Source organism: Herbaspirillum lusitanum (genome assembly GCF_026127345.1).
Classification (GTDB): Bacteria; Pseudomonadota; Gammaproteobacteria; order Burkholderiales; family Burkholderiaceae_D; genus Herbaspirillum; species Herbaspirillum lusitanum.
Map to the genome: position 1 here is coordinate 541,732 of NZ_QXFG01000008.1, position 19,561 is coordinate 561,292.

Below are 19,561 nucleotides of genomic sequence, written 5' to 3' on the forward strand. Positions count from 1 at the left end.
CATGACGGATGTCGAGTCCGTCGGCGGCAAGAACGCGTCGCTGGGTGAAATGATCAGCCAGCTGGCCGGTGCCGGAGTCCGCGTGCCAGGTGGCTTTGCCACGACCGCACAGGCTTTCCGCGACTTTCTGGAACACAGTGCAAATGGCGGCGCAACGCTGGCCCAACGCATTGCGGATCGTCTCGTTACGCTGGACATCGAAGATGTGCGTGCATTGGCGCAAGCCGGTGCGGAGATTCGTCAATGGATTATCGACACGCCTTTCCAGCCTGCGCTGGAACAGCAGATCAAATCCTTCTACGACAAACTGGTTGCTGACTCCACTGCGGAGATGTCGTTCGCCGTGCGTTCGTCCGCGACTGCCGAGGATTTGCCTGACGCCTCCTTTGCCGGCCAGCAGGAAACCTTCCTCAATGTGGTCGGCATCGACAACGTGCTCGAAGCGATGAAGCATGTGTTCGCGTCGCTGTACAACGACCGTGCGATCTCGTACCGCGTCCACAAGGGCTTCACCCACGCCGAAGTCGCATTGTCTGCCGGCGTGCAGCGCATGGTCCGTTCCGACGTCGGCGCCGCCGGCGTCATGTTCACCATCGACACCGAATCGGGCTTCAAGGACGTGGTCTTCATCACTTCCAGCTACGGCCTGGGCGAAACAGTGGTGCAGGGCGCGGTCAATCCGGACGAGTTCTACGTCCACAAGCCGATGCTGGAACAAGGCAAGCTGCCAATCATCCGCCGCAACATCGGCTCCAAGCTGATCAAGATGGAATTCACCGGTGAAGCCAAAGCCGGCCGCTCGGTCAAGACCGTCGACGTGCCGGTCGAAATGCGCAATCGCTATTCGCTCAACGACGCCGAAATCGTCGAACTGGCCAAATACGCCACCATCATCGAGAAGCACTACGAGCGTCCGATGGACATCGAATGGGGCAAGGATGGCCGCGACGGCAAGCTGTACATCCTGCAAGCGCGTCCGGAAACCGTGAAGTCGCAGCAAAAGGCGACCGACGCGCAGCAGCGTTTCAAACTCAAGGGTTCCAGCACAGTGCTGGCAACCGGGCGCGCCATCGGCCAGAAGATCGGCGCCGGTCCGGTGCGCGTGATTCGCGATGCCGCCGAAATGGAACGCGTCCAGCCAGGCGACGTGCTGGTGGCCGACATGACCGATCCGAACTGGGAACCGGTCATGAAGCGCGCTGCAGCGATCGTCACCAATCGCGGCGGCCGCACCTGTCACGCAGCGATCATCGCGCGTGAACTGGGCGTGCCGGCAGTGGTCGGTTGCGGCGACGCCACCGACGTGCTCAAGGACGGCACGCTGGTCACCGTTTCCTGCGCCGAAGGCGATGAAGGCAAGATCTACGACGGCCTGCTGGAAACCGAAATCACCGAAGTCGCACGCGGCGAATTGCCGTCGATTCCGTTGAAGATCATGATGAACGTCGGCAACCCCCAACTGGCGTTCGACTTCCAGTCGATCCCGAACGGCGGCGTCGGTCTGGCGCGTCTGGAATTCATCATCAACAACAATATCGGCGTGCATCCACGCGCGATCCTGGAATACCCGAACATCGACGCCGACCTGAAGAAGGCCGTCGAGTCGGTCGCCCGCGGCCATGCGTCGCCGAAGGCCTTCTATGTCGACAAGCTGGCCGAAGGCATCGCCACCATCGCGGCGGCATTCTGGCCCAAGCCGGTCATCGTGCGCCTGTCCGACTTCAAGTCGAATGAGTACAAGAAGCTGATCGGCGGTTCGCGCTATGAGCCGGACGAAGAAAATCCGATGCTGGGCTTCCGCGGCGCTGCACGTTACCTGTCGGCCGATTTTGCTGAAGCATTCGAAATGGAATGCCAGGCCATGAAGCGCGTGCGCAACGACATGGGCCTGACCAACGTCGAGATCATGGTGCCGTTCGTCCGTACCCTGGGCCAGGCGGAGAAGGTCATCGGCCTGCTCGGCAAGAACGGCCTCAAGCGCGGCGAAAACGGCCTGCGCGTCATCATGATGTGCGAAGTGCCTTCCAACGCGATTCTGGCGGAAGAGTTCCTCGAACACTTCGACGGCTTCTCGATCGGCTCCAACGATCTGACGCAGCTGACATTGGGCCTGGACCGCGACTCCGGCATGGAGTTGCTGGCAGCTGATTTCGACGAGCGCGATCCGGCCTTGCAAGCCTTGCTGACCAAGGTCATCTCGACTTGCCTCGCCAAGGGCAAATACGTCGGCATCTGCGGCCAGGGTCCTTCGGACCATCCGGATTTCGCGGAATGGCTGATGAAGCAAGGTATCGAATCGATCTCGCTGAATCCTGATTCGGTGATCGACACCTGGCAAAAACTGGCCGCCAGCCACGCTGGAAAATAAGCAAGCTTCGTTATTTCGGCTTATTTGCTTCAACAAAAACGCGGGCTTCGGGCCCGCGTTTTTGCTTTTTGCGAATAGGCTGTTACAGTCTTGCCGATAAGCAGGTCTGCAGCAGTTTTTGCAGCATTCAGAAAAGGAACAAGGACATGATGGACTGGGCGATATGGTTCGTAGCGGCCGGCGTGGCAATCGGCGTGGAACTCTTTACCGGCACGTTCTATTTGCTGATGATTGCGATCGGTCTCGGCGCCGGCGGCGTCGCCGCGCTGTTGGGTGGAAAATTGGAGTGGCAGTTGCTGCTGGCGGCGGCGATCGGCTTTGCCGCCATCGGCGCATTGCGGCGCAGCCGCTTCGGTCGCAGGCATGAAAATGACGCCGGGCACGATCCCAACGTGAACCTCGACATCGGCCAAAGCGTGAGCGTCGATCACTGGAACGACCTCGACGGCACCCACACTGCGCGCATCCGCTATCGCGGCGCGGAATGGGACGTCGAACTCGCAGCGGGCAGCCCTGTGCAAGCAGGACAATTCATCATCCGGGAAGTACGGGGCAGCCGCCTGATCGTCTCTCACCAAGCCTCTCAACACTAGGAGAATATTCATGTTCGGAAGCGTGACGCTGGTCATTTTTTTCATTGCCATCATCTTTGTCATCAAGACCGTCAAAGTCGTGCCTCAACAGCATGCCTGGGTGGTCGAGCGCCTCGGTAAATACCACGCGACGCTCGGGCCGGGCCTGAACATCGTGGTGCCTTTCATCGATCGTGTCGCCTACAAGCACGTCCTCAAGGAAATTCCTCTCGACGTACCGCCGCAAGTCTGCATCACGCGCGACAACACGCAGCTGCAGGTCGACGGCATCCTGTACTTTCAGATCACCGATCCGATGCGTGCATCCTATGGTTCGTCGAACTACATCGCGGCGATCACGCAGTTGGCGCAAACCACCTTGCGTTCCGTGATCGGCAAGATGGAACTCGACAAGACTTTCGAAGAGCGTGATCACATCAACACCGCCATCGTCAGCGCCATTGACGAGTCGGCCGCGAACTGGGGCGTGAAGGTGCTGCGTTACGAAATCAAGGACCTGACGCCGCCCAAGGAGATCCTTCATGCCATGCAGGCGCAGATCACCGCCGAACGTGAAAAGCGCGCGCTGATCGCCGCTTCCGAAGGCCGCAAGCAGGAGCAGATCAACATCGCCACCGGCGAACGCGAAGCCTCGATCGCCAAGTCGGAAGGCGAAAAGCAGGCGTCGATCAACCGCGCCGAAGGCCAGGCCGCAGCCATCATCGCCATTGCCAACGCCAGCGCCGAAGCGCTGCGCAAGACGGCTGCGGCGATCCAGTCGCCGGGCGGGGAAGAAGCGGTCAACCTGAAAGTCGCGGAACAATATGTCGCGGCGTTTTCGCAACTGGCCAAGACCAACAATTCCATCATCGTGCCAGCCAACCTGAGCGACATGAGCACGCTGATTGCCAGCGCGCTGCAAGTCGTGAAGGCGCAGGGGAAATAAGCGAAGGCTTCAGCCGATACGGCGACGTCGAATCAAAAAAGCCTGAAGAGAAATCTTCAGGCTTTTTTAACGGCTATCGCAAAGCAATCATGCAATCAAACCGCAGCAAGCGCCTGATCCAGATCTGCAATCAGATCGTCGATATGCTCAATGCCAATCGACAGGCGCACGGTGTCTTCGGTGACGCCGGCTTTGACCAGTTCGGCCGGCGAGAGCTGGCGATGCGTGGTCGAGGCCGGATGCGTGGCCAGCGATTTGGCGTCGCCGATATTGACCAGGCGTGTGAACAGTTGCAGCGCATCCTGGAACTTTGCGCCGCCGGCGAGGCCGCCCTTGACGCCAAAAGTCAGGATGCCCGACGGCTTGCCCTTGAAGTATTTTTGCGCCAGGGCGTGGTCGGGATGATGTTCAAGCCCGGCATAGTTGACCCAGTTCACCTTCGGATGTTTTTTCAGGTGCTGCGCCACCGTCAGTGCGTTGGAGGTGATGCGGTCGAGCCGCAAGGCCAACGTTTCAATGCCCTGCAGGATCTGGAAACTGTTGAACGGCGACAGCGCGGCTCCGGTATTGCGCAAGGGGACCACGCGGGCGCGGCCGATGTAAGCCGCTTCACCCAGCGCTTCGGTATAGACCACGCCGTGGTAGCTGACGTCGGGCTCGTTGAGGCGCTTGAAGCGCTCCTTGTGCTTTGCCCACGGGAACTTGCCGGAGTCGACAATCGCACCGCCCAGGCTGGTGCCGTGGCCGCCCAGATACTTCGTCAAGGAGTGCACCACGATGTCGGCGCCATGTTCGATCGGCCTGAGCAGATAGGGCGTGGCGACGGTATTGTCGACGATCAGCGGGATGCCGTGGCGATGGGCGATCTCGGCGATGGCGGCAATGTCGGTGATGTTGCCGAGAGGATTGCCGATGGATTCGATGAACACCGCCTTGGTGCGCGCATCGATGTGCTGCTCGAAGGAGGCTGGCGTGCGCGGATCGGCGAAGCGCGTCTCGATGCCGAACTGCGGCAGCGTATGCGCGAACAGGTTGTAGGTGCCGCCGTACAGCGTGGAGGCCGAGACGATATTGTCGCCGGCTTCGGCGATGGTCTGGATGGCATAGGTGACCGCCGCCTGGCCCGACGCCACCGCCAGCGCAGCAATGCCGCCTTCCAGCGCCGCGACGCGTTTTTCCAGCACGTCCTGCGTCGGATTCATGATGCGTGAATAAATATTGCCTTGCACCTTCAGGTCGAACAGGTCGGCGCCATGCTGCGTGTCGTCGAAGGCAAACGCCACCGTCTGGTAGATCGGCACCGCCACCGCCTTGGTGGTCGGGTCAGGCGTGTAGCCGGCATGCACGGAGAGGGTTTCGAATTTCCATTGCGGTGCTTGTGTCATCGGATCTTCCTGCAGGTCAAGAATAACGTGAGAGGGAAAAATGACTCTAACCAGCCGCCGATGCGCAGCGAACGAATCATTTTGCATATCCATATGCGGTGCGGGCGGGCTCGATGCATTCGTCGACAAAGTGGTGCCGGAACTGCCGCGGCGTGGAATTTTCCGTCACGGACACGCGCGCAAGACGCTGGGTGAAAATCTCGGCTTGCCGCGGCCGGCGCACAGGTTCTTCTCCGGAAGGTGATTTACCGCGCTGCCGGCATCTTGCGCATCCAGTCCGGCAGTCTGGTCCATGCCAGTTGGCGTGGATCGAGGGGGAAAGCCCCCGGCGCGGCGCAGATCAGAATGTCGCTCGCAATGGGTGCGAAGTCGGCGCGGAAGTGGACTGTACTTTTGACCGCGATGATCGCTTGTTCTGACGGCTCAATGCCGATGAATCGCAGCAGCTCCAGGTCGAGCAGTTGCACCGGTTTCGATACGACCACCACGCGCACGCCGCCGACCGCCAGCAGAGCGCTCGGACCGAGTGTCAGCCGGTAGCCGCTGAAGACGCTGCCGGTGGCGGCGACGTCGCCGCCGTGCAAGCGCTCCACCAGGAATTCCGCCTCCAGCGGCGAGTCTCCCGCTATTCCCGATTTTCCTCCCAGCGACAGATTCAGGCGCGCGCCCGTACCGGCCGCATGGACGAGTTGTGCCGCTTGCGGATCGACCAGCAAGCCGAGCACGGCATTGTTCGCGCGCGCGGCGATCAGGGCCTTGAGCAGCGAAGTGGTGTCGGCGCTGCCGCCGGCGCCGGGATTGTCCTGCGCGTCGGCGATGACCACCGGGCCGTCGTTGTGACGGGCAATCGTGATGGCGCGCGTCACCGCATCCTGCGCAGAGAATATCTCGCCGTTGAATTGTGATTCGGCTGCATTGACGGCGTCTAGCAAGCTTTGCGCTGCGTCCCGTGCCGACTGTGCCGATGCGCCGTAGGCCCAGACGGCAGGGCCGCATTTTTCGACATCGGCCGCAGGAAAGCCCATCGTGAACGAGGCGCTGTCCGCCCCTGCCGCAGTGACATGGTCGAGCAACGCATACAAGTCGCGTGCGGGCGCATCGTCGGTGCATTGCCAGCACATCGGAATCAGATAGGGCGCACGCAGCCAGGCGACATGCGCTCGCGGCGCTCCGGCCAGTCGGCGTTCGATCCAGTTGAAGGCACGCGCGCCGGTAGCGGCCATGTCCACATGCGGGTAAGTGCGATAGGCGACCAGCACGTCGGCGTGGCCGATCATCTTTTGCGAGACGTTGGCATGCAGGTCGAGGCTGGCGACTATCGGAACATCTTCACCGATCATCGCGCGCACGCGCTGCAGGATTTCTCCGTCGGCATCGTCGATATGTTCGGCCGCCATGGCGCCATGCAAGTCCAGGTAGACCGCATCCGGGCGGGCGTGTGCGATGCCGTCGACCAGCATGGCCGCGATGCGTTCGAAGGCGTCACGCGTGACGCGACCGGATGGCCCGGCTGCGCACCACACAGTTGGAACCAAAGTGTGCGGCGTTTGCCGGGCGGCCGCAATGAAGCCTGCCATGGGGATATTGGACGGTGCCGAACCTGGCGCCGCGCTCATTTCGGGCAACAATGCATCGCCCTCCAGCAGACCGGGCCAGGTGTCGGCGGTGGCAAAATCGGTCCATGTCGTCGGCGTGCGGGAGAACGTATTGGTTTCGTGTTGGAAACCGCCGATGGCGATGCGCATTCGATGCTTTCCTGATAATAAAAACGCGTGGAGCGAAGATTAAAACGACGACTCAGGCATTGACGCTAGCAGATCGAGGAACGAAACTGCAAAGTCGCATGTCGCATAAGCTAACTCGGAATAGTTATTTTCGCTGAGTAGTACGAGATCCTACAATCGACGTCTTTGCCTGCAAATCTTGCGGTCGGTCATCGGTGAGTGCATCGGCTCATTGTCTTGTCATCATGCAAACGCAGCAGGCAGTTTTCCTGGAGCATCCGTAGTGAATTCCGTCTCTTCGACCGGCGCGCGCATAGGTATCGACGTCGGAGGCACCTTCACCGACTTCGTCCTGTACGACACCCAACGCAGGCAACTTGCCTACCACAAAGAACCCAGCACTCCAGCCGATCCGGCCCTCGCGGTCCGTAACGGTCTGGCCGCGCTGATTGCGCAAAACGGATTGGCGCCGTCCGACATCGGCGTGCTGCTGCACGGCACCACCATCGGCCTCAACGCCATCATCCAGCGTCGCGGCGCCCGCGTCGGCCTGGTCGTCACGGAAGGTTTCCGCGACGTGCTGGAGATCGGCCGTGCGCGCATGCCGTCTTCGTTCGATTTCCATGCGACCCGCGAAGAACCGTTCCTGCCGCGCGAACGCGTGCTGGAAATCGGGGCGCGTTTCAATCGCGACGGCAACGTCACGCGCTGGCCCGACGCCGGGCAGATTGCATCGACGGCGCAGCAGATTGCGACACTCGACGTCGACGCCGTGGTGGTCATGCTGATCAATGGTTACCTGCAACCGGAGCGCGAGGCCGAACTGGCCGCCGCCTTGCAGCAGGCGTTGCCGGCGCTGCCAGCGCGGCCAGCGACGACGCCCGCAATGCAGATAGCGGTCTTGTCGGCGGCGCAGACCTGGCCCGAGATCCGCGAATACGAACGCACCGTCGTGGCGTCGCTGAATGCTTACATACAACCGCTGATGCGCCGTTACTTCGAGCGTCTGGCGCAACTGGCGGCCGAACTGGGCGTTACTGCACCGATCCTGGTGACGGCGTCCAACGGCGGCTCGCTGTCGCTCAACGCCGCGCTCGGGCGTCCGATCGACACCGTCTTGTCCGGCCCCGCCTCAGGCGTGGTCGCAGCCGCGCGATTGGCGGTCGAGTCGGCGACGCCGCGCATCGTCACCTTCGACATGGGCGGCACCAGCAGCGACATTGCGGTCTCGCAGCACGGCCAGGCGGAGATGGTCACCCGCACGGAAATCGGCGGCCTGCCGCTGGTATTGCCGGTGGTCGGCGTATCCGCCATCGGCGCCGGCGGCGGCTCCAAGATCCGCGTCGACGAACACGGCGTGCTGAAAGTCGGCCCGGAAAGCGCCGGCGCCGATCCCGGTCCGGCAGCTTATGGACGCGGCGGCAGCAGCGCCACCGTCACCGATTGCTATCTCGCCACCGGCGTGCTCGATGCGGACGCCTTCGTCGGCGGCGCCATGAAGCTGTATCCCGAGCGCGCGCACGCGGCGCTTGACGCCGTCGCCGCGGCGCTGGGCGACACCGCCCCCGATGCGGCAGTACGCGCCGCGTCCGGTGCGTTGGCGATTGCCACGGCACAGATGGCTTCCGAACTGCGCAAGAGCCTGGCGCAGCGCGGTCTCGATCCGGCTGAATTCGCACTGGTGCCGTTCGGCGGCGCCGGTCCCACGCACGCCAACTGGCTGGCCGAAGAAGCAGGCCTGGCGCATGTCGTGATTCCGCTCAAGCCGGGCACATTCTGCGCGCTGGGTGCGGCGACCGCCGACCTGCGCCGCGATTTCGTGCGCAGCCTGCGCGTCACGCTTGACGACCGCGCGGCCAACGACGTCGACGCCATCTGGAACGAACTCGAAACCAGCGCACGCGAATGGTTGCAGCAGCAGGGCGTGGGCGGCACCGGCCAGCCGTCGCTGCGTCCCGCACTCGACATGCGCTACGCCGGGCAGGCGTATGAACTCAATGTCGCCTTGCCGCATCCCTTGCCGTCGCCGCTGCAGGCGGATTACCTGATCGAAGCTTTCCATCGCGAGCATGAACGCCTGTACGGGTTCCGTGACGAACAGGCGCCGGTCGACATCTCAACCATTCGCCTGGCCATCGTCGGCCACCTGGTAACGGCCGCCGGCGCGCCGCGCTTTGCCGGCACCGGGACGGCGGTTGCGCACAGCCGGCGCCAGGTATTCCTGCGCGGCGGCTGGCATGAGGCGCAAATCTACAAGCGCGATGCATTGGGCGCGGGCGATGTGCTCGACGGACCGGCGGTGATCGAACAGGAAGACACCACCATCCTGGTGTTGCCGGGATGGCGAGGGCGCACCGATGCGCTCGGCAATCTGCATCTCGATACAGTAAACCAGGAAGGTCAATCATGAAACTCGATCCGATCAGCCTTGAAATCCTCGGCAACAAACTGACTTCGATCGCCGAAGAAATGTGTCTCACGCTGCAGCGCACCGGCCGCACCTTGTACGTCAAGGAAACCGCCGATTTCTGCTGCGCGCTGGCCGGTCTGGACGGAAAATTCTTCGCCTATCCGCGCGCGCTCGGGGTCTCCGGTTTTGTCGGTCTCGACTGTTCGGTCGCCATCGCCGCCGTCGGCGAACTGGCCCCGGGCGACGTGATCCTGACCAACGACCCGTATCGTTCGGGCGGCCTGGCGACGCACTTGCCGGACTTGCAGGTGATCGAGCCATATTTCCATGACGGCAAGATCGTCGCCTACGGCTGGGGCTTTTTGCATGCGTCCGACGTCGGCGGCAAAGTGCCGAGCAGCATCTCGCCGACCAATCATGAAATCTTCCAGGAAGGTTTGCAGATTCCACCTGTGAAGATCATGCGGGCAGGGCAGCTGAACGAAGACGTGGCCTTGCTGTTCCGCGCCAACAGCCGCACCCCCGACGCCAACATGGGCGACCTCAAGGCCATGCTGGGCGCACTCGCCACCGGCCGCGAACGCGTTGCGCAGACCGTGCAGCAGCACGGCGCACAGGCCTTGCTGGATGCCCAGCTGGATCTGGTCGAATATGCGGCATTGCGTGCGCGTGCGGTACTGAGGAAGGTGCCTGCCGGCACTTACCGTTTCACCGATTACCTTGACGACGAAGCCGGCTCCGGCTTGCCGGTGCGCATCGCGCTGGCGGTCACGGTCGGCGACGGCGCCATCCTGCTCGACTTCACCGGCAGCGATCCGCAGGTGGCTGCGGCCATCAATATTCCCAGCCACGGCTTGCCGCATGCCTGGCTGACGCTGCGCATCCTGGCGCTGGTGGCGACGCTCGACAAGGGCGTGCCGATCAATGCAGGCCTGCTGGCGCCGGTGTCGGTCATCGCGCCCAAGGGCAGCGTGGTCAATCCGCTGCCGGGCGCGGCGGTGGGTGTGCGCCATGCCGCCGCCGTGCGCGTCAACGACGCGCTCAACGGCGTGCTCGGCCAGGCCTTGCCCGACTACATGCCGGCCGCCAGCGGCGGCACCATCATTCCGGTGGTGGTGGCCGAGCCGGCGCGTCACGGTTTCGGCCAGAACGTGCAGGTGGTCGAACCGATGGTGGGCGGCACCGGCGGCCGGCGCGGCTACGACGGCGCGGATGGTCGCGACAGCAGCATTTCCAATCTCTCCAACAATCCGGTCGAGACGGTGGAAGCCGAGACCGGCGTGGAGATCGTCCGCTACGGCCTGCGCCGCGACTCCGCCGGCGCCGGTCAATGGCGCGGCGGCAATGGCCAGGAAATCCGTTTCCGCATTTTGCAGGACGACAGCTTCGTGCTTGCGCGCGGGATGGAACGTTTGCGTTTCCGTCCCTGGGGCGCACACGGCGGCGGCCCGGGTGCGCCTGCCAGGCTGATATTGCAGCGCGCCGGCGAAGCGGCGCATGAGCTCGGAAAAATAGATCTGCTGCCAGTGGCGGCAGGCGATGAAATCTCGATCCAGACACCGGGCGGCGGCGGTTGGGGCGATCCATTCCAACGCGAGCCTGCAGCAGTACTGACCGATGTATTGCGCGGCCTGCTGTCAATCGATGCGGCGCGCGATGATTATGGCGTGGCGTTGACATTGGCAAATGCAACTCTGAGTGTGGATGCAGCGGCGACTTCAGCGTTGCGTGCCGGCAGTCATGCCGTTAGTCATGCCGTCAGCCGCTTCGGTCCCGAGCGCGAAGCCTGGGATCGCGTCTTCCCCGAAGCCTTGCTGGATCGCCTGAGCGCCGCCTTGTTCGCCATGCCTGCCGCTGCGCGCGCACGGCACCGGCGGCAGGCCTTCGCCGCGGCACTGGCGGAGTTGCCCGAAGGATTTCCGCAGACGGCGGCGAGCGACCAGTCCATTGCCGCTGCCGCCACGCGATTTGCCAACACCATACCTGCTGCAACCTGATCGCATTCCGATGAAAAACATACTGGAGAAAAAATGAAATCGATACGTAGCATCCACGCCATCCGCATCCTCCCGACTCTTGCCGTGGCGCTGGCCGCAGCAGCCATCCTGGCCGCCTGCGGCGACAAGAAACCCGAGGCGCCGGCCGCTGCAGCCGCGCCTGCCGCGACCGACAAAGTCGTCATCGGCGTCTACGGCGGCGACTGGGAAAAGAACATCCGCGCCGCCGGCCTTGAGCAATACGCCAAGGACAACAAGCTGAACGTGGAAATCGTGCCGGGCGCCGACGCCGAGTGGCTGGCCAAACTGCGCGCCGCCAACGGCAACAATCCGGCCTACGACATCGTCGTGTTCCAGCCCGACTCGGTGCAGCGCGCCGCCGCGGCAGGATTGCTGGAGCCGCTGGAAGCGAAGAACATCCCGAACCTGGCCAAGCTGTATCCGACCGTGCAGGAAAAATTCACCAAGGACGGCAAGACCTATGCCGCCGCCTTCAGCCTCGGCCAGCTCGGATTGGCGTATCGCACCGACCTCGTGAAGACGCCGCCCAAGAGCTGGCTCGACCTGTGGAATCCTGAGTACAAGGGCCACGTCGCGATCTCCTCGCCGAGCTATGCGGCCGGGCTGCAATTCTTCGCCGGCCTGACCCATGCGCTGGGCGGCGAGCTCAAGAACGACGCCGATGTCGAACGCACGTTCGCCAAGCTGGCTGAACTCAAGGGCAACGCGGTCGCCTTCCCGGACAGCCCGGGCGCCATCCAGACTTTGCTCGAGCGCGGCGACGCGTGGGTGGTGCCGTACTGGGACGGCCGCGTGTTCGCCTTGCAGAAGAGCGGCCTGAAGGTCGGCTTTGCGTATCCGACTGATGGTCCGGTCGTGGGCGCCGCCAACTGGGTGATCGCCAAGGGCGCGCCGAACCTGGCCAATGCTTACAAGCTGCTGGATTTCCTCTCCAGCGACAAGGTCCAGAAGGCGTTTTCCGACGGCTCGCTGTACGGCATGACCAACCAGGACGTGCAGTACAACGACGAGCTCAAGACCAAGGTGCAGGTCGGCGAAGAGGCGTACAAGAAACTGATCTGGATCGACTACGCAACCGCCACGCCGAAAGTCACGGACTGGACCAACCGCTGGTCGCAAGCGCTGGGCAACGGTAAATGAGTGCGATCGACATCCACGGCGTAGCGCATCGCTTCGGTGATCTGCAGGCGCTCGCTGGCGTCGATCTGTCGATCGCGCAGGGAGAATTCTTTTCCCTGCTGGGGCCGAGCGGCTGCGGCAAGACGACCCTGCTCAACATCATCGCCGGTTTCCTGGCGCCGAGCGCGGGTACGGTGGTGGTGGGCGGGCGCGACGTCACCAGCTTGCCGCCGCACCGGCGCGACATCGGCATGGTGTTCCAGAGCTACGCCTTGTTCCCGCACCTGAACGTGTTCGACAACGTCGCCTACGGCCTGCGCGTGCGCAAGGCCAAGGGCGAAGACGTCCGCGCCCGCGTCGCCGAGATGCTGGAGCTGGTGCGCTTGTCGGAACTGGCGCAGCGCATGCCGCACCAGTTGTCGGGCGGCCAGCAACAACGCGTGGCGATTGCGCGCGCGCTGGCGATCCGGCCGCAGGTGCTCTTGTTGGACGAGCCGCTATCGAATCTCGATGCCAAGCTGCGCAAGGAAATGCAGACCGAATTGCGCCGCCTGCTCGGCAACGTCGGCGTGACCACGGTCATGGTGACGCACGATCAGGAAGAGGCGCTGGGTCTATCGGACCGCATCGGCATCCTCGGCGCGGGCCGCTTGCAACAGGTCGGTACGCCGCTGGAGTTGTACCGCCGTCCGGTCAATCGCTTCGTCGGCGAATTTGTCGGGCATGCCAATCTGATTCAGGCGCGCGCCAATGGATCAGGTATTTTTGAAGCAGCCGCACATTTTTCCCGCAAAGGCGTGCCGCTGCAACTTGCAAGTTCGCATGCGGCTGGCGGCGATGCCTTGTTCCTGTTGCGACCGGAGCGGATTCGTTTGTCGGCATCGTCGACCGATGCGCAACAGACCAACCCGGCCAACCCGGCCAACAGCGTCGCCGGCGTGGTGCGCGACGCCAGCTATACCGGTGCCGAACTTCACGTGACCGTCACGTTGCCGGGCGGCGGCGAGCTGGTGGTGGAAGCGCCCGAGGCCAACTTCGCCGAGGTGCCGCGAGTCGGCGCGCCTGTACAGCTTGCCTGGAATGCCGACGATCTGGCGGTGCTGCCTGCCGAAAGCAACGGTGCGCGAATATGAGATTACCTATGCGCTTCCCCGTGAGCCTGACCTTGAGCCGCGTCTCCACTTCAGGCAACTCTCTTTTCTCCTGGCTGCTGCTGGCGCCGGGCATGCTGTTCCTGGCGGCGTTCCTGGTGGTGCCGGGCATCCTGCTGATCGTGCTCAGTTTGCATGACGTCGACGGCATGCTCATGGTATTGCCGACATACAGCTTTTCCCACTACATCGAAGCCTTCACTTCGGCCGGATATATCCGTGCGCTGGGCACCACGCTATGGGTGGCGGCGCTGACGGCGGTGCTGTGCGTGCTGCTGGCGTATCCGGCCGCCTGGCTGCTGGTGAGTACGCGCAGCCGCGCCTGGCGCACCGTGCTGTACGTGATCCTGATTTCACCTTTGCTGACCAGCGTGGTGATCCGTACGTTCGCGTGGATCGTGCTGCTGGCGCAAAACGGCCTGATCAACGACGTCCTGCGCCGTCTTGGTCTGATCGATGCGCCGCTGGCGTTGCTGTGGAACATGAAGGCGGTCATCGTCGCCTACGTGCAGGTCATGCTGCCGTTCGCGGTGTTGCCGCTGGCGACGTCGCTGGGCGAGATTCCCGCCGCCTTGCCGCGCGCTTCGCAAAGCCTCGGGGCGGGCGCGCGTCATACCTTCCTGCATGTAGTGTTGCCGTTGACGATTCCGGGCATGATGAGCGGCGCCATCATCGTGTTCGCACTGGCGGCAGGCAGCTACGTGACGCCGTTGTTGATTGGCGGACGCCTGCAGCCGTTGCTGCCGATCGGGATTTACCAGCAGGCCTTGCAGATCGCCAACCTGCCGCTGGCGGCGGCGCTGTCGCTTACGCTGTTGGTGGTGACAGCGGCGATTGCCGGGCTGATGAGCTACGTTCAAAAACGTTGGGAGCGGCGCGTCTATGGCCACTGATCGCGATTTCACGGCGCCGGTTTCTTCCATCGGATGGCGTTGGCTCGGCAGGGCGGCAGGCGGGCTGGTGTACCTGTTCCTGATCCTGCCGGTGCTGGTAATTTTCCTGTCGGCCTTCAGTCCCGGGGCGTATCCGCAATTTCCGCCTGAGTCGGTGTCGCTGCGCTGGTTCCAGGCCTTCTTCGACAACCGTGCGTGGCTCAAGGCCTTGCAGGTGAGCGCCTGGCTGTTGCTGGTGGTGACGCCGCTGACGACCTTGCTTGGCACCACGGCGGCGTATGCGTTGGCGCGGCTGCAGTTTCGCGGGCGCGACGTGCTGCAGGCGTTCGTGCTGTCGCCGCTGATCATTCCGCAAGTGGTGCTCGGTATCGCCTTGCTGTACGTGCTGACCGGGATGGGCTTGTCGGGTTCGCTGACGGGACTGGCGATCGGCCACATCCTGGTGGCGCTGCCGTACGCCGTGCGCACCGTGAGCGTGAGCCTGGCCAGCATGGACCGCCGGCTGGAGACGGCGTCGATGAATCTTGGCGCGACGCCGGCCTACACCTTCCGTCACGTGACCTTGCCGCTGATCAAGCCGGGCATCGTCGCCGGCGCGGTGTTTGCGGCAGTGACCTCGTTCGGCGAAGTGTCGGTCAGCCTGTTCCTGACCGCACCGGGAACCGTCACGATGCCGGTGCGCATCTTCACCTACATCGATCAGACCTTCGATCCGGTGGTCAATGCGGTGTCAGCGATCTTCATCGTGCTGGCGGTGCTGGCGCTGGTGTTGATCGAACGGACCATCGGCCTGACCAAGGCGATGTAGCAAGCGGATGGATGCAGTCAAGAAAAAAGCGCCTGAGGAAATCCATCAGGCGCTTTTTTATGCATCGTCGCCGGATAGTGTTGGCGGTATTTCGGATGAGCTCTCGATGGCGTCATACGGCAGGAGGATATCCACGCACAGTCCGCCGTCGACGCGGTTGAAGGCACGGATGCGGCCGCCGTGTGCTTCGACGATGCGGCGCGCGATGGTCAGGCCGAGGCCGTAGCCGTTGCTGTTTTCCCGGGTGCGGCTGCTGCGGAAGAAGGGCTCGAAGATCAGTTGCAACTCTTCTTCCGGCACGCCCGGGCCGTGGTCGATGACCGACACCAGCAGCGACTGCCGGTCCTTGTCGACCTGGGTATTGATGGCGATCGTGGTGTCAACGGCGGTTTGCTTGATGGCGTTGCGCACGACGTTTTCGATGGCGCGGTAGAGCAGCTCGGCGCCGCCCTTGATCACGACGTCGCAGCGGACCATGCCTTCGATATGGCGATCAACCGCTTCCGCTTCGAAGCGGGCGTCGTCGATGATTTCGGTCAACAGGTCTTCCATGCGGATGTGATCTTCCATGGCGCCGGTGACACCTGTTTCCAGCCGCGACAAGGTCAGCAGTTCCCCCACCAGCTTGTCCATGCGGACGCCTTCGCGCTCGATGCGTTCCAGCGTGGCGGCGGTTTTTTCCGGTTGCAGGCGCGCCAGTCCGATCGAGGCCTGCAGGCGTGCGATCGGCGAGCGCAGTTCATGCGAGACGTCGTGCAGCAGGCGGCGCTGGCTATCCATCAAGGCGCGCAGCTTGTCGGTCATGCCGTCGAAGTCGCGGCCGAGGTCGGTCAGTTCGTCGTTGCGCTTGCCCATCTGCGGCGCCAGGCGATCGTTCAGATTGCCGGACGAGGCGCGCGCGAAGGCCGACTTGAGCAGACGGATCGGTTGCGAAAAATACCAGGCCAGCAGCATCGCGAAAAACAGGCTGGCGACGGTTGCCACCAGCATCGGCATCATCGGGAAAAAGAACGGCGGCGGTGGCATGCGGCGCGGTCCGCGCTCTTCGTGCGGCGGCGGTCCGCCGAATTCCGGATTGACGGGAGAGGGCAGGAACAGCAGATAGGTATGGCCGTCGGCGGCTTTGACTTCTTCGACCACGCGGCGACGCGTCTCCTGCTTTTCGGCGCCGAGCAGGGTGCGTGCTTCTTCGATCAGGCGCGGATGGACTTCGCGGCCGAGCAGTTCATGCTGTTGTTCATCCACGGCGTAGACGTGATGGCGTTCGGAATTGAGCACTAGTTTACGCAAGGCTTCCGTGCCGCCGTATTGCAGCGTGGCGGCGGCGGAGCGGATCATGAAAGCGGCCGGAGGGCTCTGGTCGAGATCGCTGGTGCGGCGGTCTCGTTCGCGATTCTCCAGCGAGAACATGATGCCGACACCGATCGTCGCCGTCAGTTGCGCCACCATGATGAAGAAGAAGAACTTCCAGAACAGCCGACCCACCGCTATTCCTTGATGAACTGATACCCCAGGCGGTAAACAGTCTGGATGCAGGATTTGTCGCTGCCGAGCGTAGCGATTTTCTGGCGGATGCTGCTCAGGTGAACATCGATATTGCGGTCGAAGCGCGCCAGCGGACGGCCCAGGCCTTGCTCCGAAAGATGCTGCTTGCTGACCGGTTTGCCGGCGTTGCGGGCCAGCACTTCAAGCAGGTTGAATTCGCTGCTGGTCAATTCCAGCGGGCGGCCGGACCAGGTGGCGCGGCGTTGCTCGGGCCACATCGACAGCGCGCCCACGGCCAGCGGCGAGTAGGGGCTGTGGTCGGGATTGTCGATCACGGTGCGGCGCAGGATGGCGCGCACGCGGGCGGTCAGTTCGCGCGGCGTGCACGGCTTGGGAACGTAATCGTCGGCGCCCAGCTCGAGGCCGATGATGCGGTCGGTGTCGTCGCCCTTGGCGGTCAGCATGAGCACCGGAAGATTGCTCTTGGCGCGGATGCGGCGCAGGGTTTCCAGTCCGTTCAGGCGCGGCATCATGACGTCGAGGACGACGATGGCGTACTGGCCGGAGAGGGCCTCGACCACGCCGCTTTCGCCGTCGTAGGCGACGCGTACTTCAAACTTCTCCTGCTCGAGGTATTCCTTGAGCATGTCAACGAGTTCAATGTCGTCGTCTATCAGCAATACTTTGGACATCGTCGCTTGTTTCACTTTCTCTGATTTGCGGTGCTTCGGATTGCGCAATCATATGCGCAAAAGACCGCCGCACGGTACTGCGGTAACGATTGGTGGCTGCATCTTTACAATCTTTTACCGCGCTTTTGCCGGGCGTAAATATCGGAGCGGCGGGGAAGATTGCCCTTTTGAAACGCATGGTCGTTTACCGCCGCCCCGCAGCAAAACCCGCGCCGCCGGAATTTACCCGGTTTTACACAAAGAGGTGGCCTTTGTATCAGGCTATGGCCGATACTGCGGCCTTGTTGATACATGCCGCCAACACCTTCGCGGTTTTGGTTGCCGATGCAAATGACGGTAAAAGAGAGGCCGCGGCGCGTGAGGAAATAATGTGCACGACATAGATGAGACTGACTTGAACCATGTTGCATGAAAAACTTTTGCACGACCCGGGTCACCTGCAGCAACTGATGACGTTGTTGACGCAGAGCATTGCGGCCGACCTTGAGGGCCGGCCGGATGAAGCGCTCGACGTCATCGGACAGGCCATCGTGCTCGACCCCGCTTTCGTACCGGCGCTGATGCGTCGCGCCTATCTGTTGATGGCGCAGGAGCGCTATGCAGAGGCGATCGTTGCCTACGACGATTGCCTGCAGCGCTTTCCCGCTCTGGAAGAAGCCGCGCAGTCGCGCCATCGCGCCGTGATCCTGGCGCTGGATCATTGCCAGATCATGCTGGAGGAGCGGCCGCAAGACGCGGGTCTGCTGTGCGGGCAGGCGGCATTGCTGGAGCGGCTCGGGCGTTTCGACGAAGCGCTGGCGAGCCTGGACCGGGCGCTGGAATATGCGCCGACGCATCAGCAGGCGTTGAATCAACGCGGCAACGTGCTGCTGCATCTGAACCGCCATGAAGAAGCGGTGCTGTGCTACGACCGTATCCTGGCGCAATCGGCGGTCAACGCGGCGGCGATTTTCAATCGCGGCAACGTGCTGCAAAAGATGAACTGCATCAACCAGGCGCTGTGGTGCTACGAGCAGGCGCTCACCTTGCAACCGAATTTCCCCGAGGCGGAGATGGCGCAGAGTCATTGCCTCCTGCTGCAAGGCGACTTCGCCGGCGGCTGGCAGCATCACGAAGCGCGCTGGCGGACGTCGCAGCTGCGCGACCAGGGCCTGTTCCCGCATGAGCCGGCCTGGCTGGGCGAGCCGTCGCTGGCAGGGCGCAGCATCCTGTTGTGGGCCGAGCAGGGGCTGGGCGACACGATCCAGTTCGCGCGCTACATTCCTCTGGTAGCCGACTTGGCCGCGCAGGTGACGGTCTGCGTACCGGAGAGCTTGCGACGGCTGCTGGCTTCACTGACGGCCTTGCCCAATGTCACGCTGGTCAGCAACGACAAGGCGCTGACGCCGCACGATTTCCATTGCCCGTTGATGAGCTTGCCGCTGGCGCTGAGCTGGACGCTGGCGACGATTCCGGCGGCGGTGCCGTATCTGCATGCCGACATCGAACTAAAACAGCAGTGGTCGGCCGTGCTCGGGCCGGCATCGCCGCGACTGCGCGTCGGCCTGGCCTGGGCCGGACGACAGTATGGCGAACGCAATCACACACGCGATATTCCACTGAGTCATCTGCGCCCGCTGGCGGAGATCGAGGTGGAACTGGTCAGCCTGCAGCAGCAGATTCCCGCCGGCGATCTCGCCGAACTGGCGCAGTGGGGGCGCATGCACCGGCTGGAGGCGGCCATGACGGACATGGCCGAGACAGCGGCGCTGATTGACAACCTGGATCTGGTGATCAGTGCGGATACGGCGGTGATCCATCTGGCCGGCGCGCTGGGCAAGCCGGCCTGGTTGCTGCTGCGCTATGAAAGTGAATGGCGCTGGGGCTGGCAGACCGGCAGCTCGCGCTGGTATCCGACGGTGAAAGTGTTCCGCCAGCAACATCGCGGCGACTGGTCGGGCGTGGTGGAAGAGGTGGCGGAGTGTCTGCGGCTGGCGGCAGGCGGATAAGG

The 19,561-nt window shown here is 63.1% G+C and carries 15 protein-coding genes and 1 pseudogene; 12 read left to right on the top strand and 4 right to left on the bottom strand.

The window, feature by feature from the left end:
- The first annotated feature begins 1 nt into the window (after position 1).
- The 3 genes from ppsA (at position 2) to DXT88_RS10950 (ending at position 3,886) form a co-directional block, all read left to right on the top strand.
- Positions 2-2,368, top strand: coding sequence for a phosphoenolpyruvate synthase (ppsA, locus tag DXT88_RS10940; protein WP_016835434.1), 2,367 nt, complete (start codon positions 2-4; stop codon positions 2,366-2,368).
- Between the two features lie 146 nt (positions 2,369-2,514).
- Positions 2,515-2,961, top strand: a complete 447-nt coding sequence (locus DXT88_RS10945) for an NfeD family protein (RefSeq protein WP_265213342.1) — start codon at positions 2,515-2,517, stop codon at positions 2,959-2,961.
- Positions 2,962-2,971: 10 nt separating this feature from the next.
- Positions 2,972-3,886, top strand: a complete 915-nt coding sequence (locus DXT88_RS10950) for an SPFH domain-containing protein (RefSeq protein WP_265213344.1) — start codon at positions 2,972-2,974, stop codon at positions 3,884-3,886.
- Positions 3,887-3,981: 95 nt separating this feature from the next.
- On the opposite strand, the gene DXT88_RS10955 is transcribed toward DXT88_RS10950, so the two are convergent.
- The gene (locus DXT88_RS10955; protein ID WP_265213346.1) at positions 3,982-5,271 is read right to left on the bottom strand and encodes an O-acetylhomoserine aminocarboxypropyltransferase/cysteine synthase family protein; all 1,290 of its coding nucleotides are present in this window, start codon (positions 5,269-5,271) and stop codon (positions 3,982-3,984) included.
- A 106-nt stretch (positions 5,272-5,377) separates the two neighbouring features.
- On the opposite strand from DXT88_RS10955, the pseudogene DXT88_RS10960 reads away from it, so the two are divergent.
- Positions 5,378-5,515 (top strand): annotated as a pseudogene (locus DXT88_RS10960) (LLM class flavin-dependent oxidoreductase); the annotation flags it as partial.
- A 1-nt stretch (position 5,516) separates the two neighbouring features.
- Here DXT88_RS10960 and DXT88_RS10965 read toward each other — a convergent pair.
- A complete protein-coding gene (locus DXT88_RS10965; RefSeq protein WP_265213348.1) occupies positions 5,517-7,016 on the bottom strand; it encodes a M81 family metallopeptidase in 1,500 nt (499 codons plus the stop codon).
- 262 nt (positions 7,017-7,278) lie between these two features.
- Here DXT88_RS10965 and DXT88_RS10970 point away from each other — a divergent pair, with 262 nt between their 5' ends.
- Genes DXT88_RS10970 through DXT88_RS10995 form a run of 6 tightly spaced genes read left to right on the top strand, consistent with a single transcriptional unit; the run spans position 7,279 to position 15,394 of the window.
- Complete coding sequence (locus DXT88_RS10970) at positions 7,279-9,405, top strand: hydantoinase/oxoprolinase family protein (protein ID WP_265213350.1); 2,127 nt, start codon at positions 7,279-7,281, stop codon at positions 9,403-9,405.
- Entirely contained in the window at positions 9,402-11,402 is a 2,001-nt protein-coding gene (locus DXT88_RS10975) for a hydantoinase B/oxoprolinase family protein (RefSeq protein ID WP_265213352.1), read from the top strand. Before DXT88_RS10970 ends, DXT88_RS10975 begins: the two co-directional genes overlap by 4 nt.
- Before the next feature lie 33 nt (positions 11,403-11,435).
- Positions 11,436-12,563, top strand: a complete 1,128-nt coding sequence (locus DXT88_RS10980; RefSeq protein WP_265213354.1) for an ABC transporter substrate-binding protein — start codon at positions 11,436-11,438, stop codon at positions 12,561-12,563.
- Positions 12,560-13,675 (top strand): ABC transporter ATP-binding protein, encoded by a 1,116-nt coding sequence (locus DXT88_RS10985; RefSeq protein ID WP_265213356.1) that lies wholly within the window; start codon positions 12,560-12,562, stop codon positions 13,673-13,675. The genes DXT88_RS10980 and DXT88_RS10985 overlap by 4 nt, the downstream gene beginning before the upstream one ends.
- The gene (locus DXT88_RS10990; protein ID WP_265213358.1) at positions 13,672-14,586 is read left to right on the top strand and encodes an ABC transporter permease; all 915 of its coding nucleotides are present in this window, start codon (positions 13,672-13,674) and stop codon (positions 14,584-14,586) included. Before DXT88_RS10985 ends, DXT88_RS10990 begins: the two co-directional genes overlap by 4 nt.
- On the top strand, positions 14,576-15,394 hold the full coding sequence (locus tag DXT88_RS10995) for an ABC transporter permease (protein WP_016835444.1): 819 nt from the start codon (positions 14,576-14,578) through the stop codon (positions 15,392-15,394). Before DXT88_RS10990 ends, DXT88_RS10995 begins: the two co-directional genes overlap by 11 nt.
- Before the next feature lie 57 nt (positions 15,395-15,451).
- Here the strand turns inward: DXT88_RS10995 and DXT88_RS11000 are convergent, their stop codons facing one another.
- Together DXT88_RS11000 and DXT88_RS11005 are read right to left on the bottom strand one after the other, a co-directional pair.
- A complete protein-coding gene (locus DXT88_RS11000; protein ID WP_265213361.1) occupies positions 15,452-16,879 on the bottom strand; it encodes an ATP-binding protein in 1,428 nt (475 codons plus the stop codon).
- A gap of 2 nt (positions 16,880-16,881) precedes the next feature.
- Positions 16,882-17,571, bottom strand: a complete 690-nt coding sequence (locus DXT88_RS11005; protein WP_029363764.1) for a response regulator transcription factor — start codon at positions 17,569-17,571, stop codon at positions 16,882-16,884.
- 92 nt (positions 17,572-17,663) lie between these two features.
- Between DXT88_RS11005 and DXT88_RS11010 the strand changes: the two genes are divergently transcribed.
- Both DXT88_RS11010 and DXT88_RS11015 read left to right on the top strand, forming a co-directional pair.
- On the top strand, positions 17,664-17,954 hold the full coding sequence (locus DXT88_RS11010; RefSeq protein ID WP_265213363.1) for a hypothetical protein: 291 nt from the start codon (positions 17,664-17,666) through the stop codon (positions 17,952-17,954).
- Between the two features lie 18 nt (positions 17,955-17,972).
- Complete coding sequence (locus DXT88_RS11015) at positions 17,973-19,559, top strand: tetratricopeptide repeat-containing glycosyltransferase family protein (protein WP_265213365.1); 1,587 nt, start codon at positions 17,973-17,975, stop codon at positions 19,557-19,559.
- Positions 19,560-19,561: the final 2 nt, after the last annotated feature.

Bases quoted from the DNA above. Each gene is read 5' to 3' on its own strand.
- ppsA (WP_016835434.1), top strand. From the start codon at position 2: ATGACGGATGTCGAGTCCGTCGGCGGCAAGAACGCGTCGCTGGGTGAA.
- DXT88_RS10945 (WP_265213342.1), top strand. From the start codon at position 2,515: ATGATGGACTGGGCGATATGGTTCGTAGCGGCCGGCGTGGCAATCGGC.
- DXT88_RS10950 (WP_265213344.1), top strand. From the start codon at position 2,972: ATGTTCGGAAGCGTGACGCTGGTCATTTTTTTCATTGCCATCATCTTT.
- DXT88_RS10955 (WP_265213346.1), bottom strand. From the start codon at position 5,271: ATGACACAAGCACCGCAATGGAAATTCGAAACCCTCTCCGTGCATGCC.
- DXT88_RS10965 (WP_265213348.1), bottom strand. From the start codon at position 7,016: ATGCGCATCGCCATCGGCGGTTTCCAACACGAAACCAATACGTTCTCC.
- DXT88_RS10975 (WP_265213352.1), top strand. From the start codon at position 9,402: ATGAAACTCGATCCGATCAGCCTTGAAATCCTCGGCAACAAACTGACT.
- DXT88_RS10980 (WP_265213354.1), top strand. From the start codon at position 11,436: ATGAAATCGATACGTAGCATCCACGCCATCCGCATCCTCCCGACTCTT.
- DXT88_RS10985 (WP_265213356.1), top strand. From the start codon at position 12,560: ATGAGTGCGATCGACATCCACGGCGTAGCGCATCGCTTCGGTGATCTG.
- DXT88_RS10990 (WP_265213358.1), top strand. From the start codon at position 13,672: ATGAGATTACCTATGCGCTTCCCCGTGAGCCTGACCTTGAGCCGCGTC.
- DXT88_RS10995 (WP_016835444.1), top strand. From the start codon at position 14,576: ATGGCCACTGATCGCGATTTCACGGCGCCGGTTTCTTCCATCGGATGG.
- DXT88_RS11005 (WP_029363764.1), bottom strand. From the start codon at position 17,571: ATGTCCAAAGTATTGCTGATAGACGACGACATTGAACTCGTTGACATG.
- DXT88_RS11015 (WP_265213365.1), top strand. From the start codon at position 17,973: ATGTTGCATGAAAAACTTTTGCACGACCCGGGTCACCTGCAGCAACTG.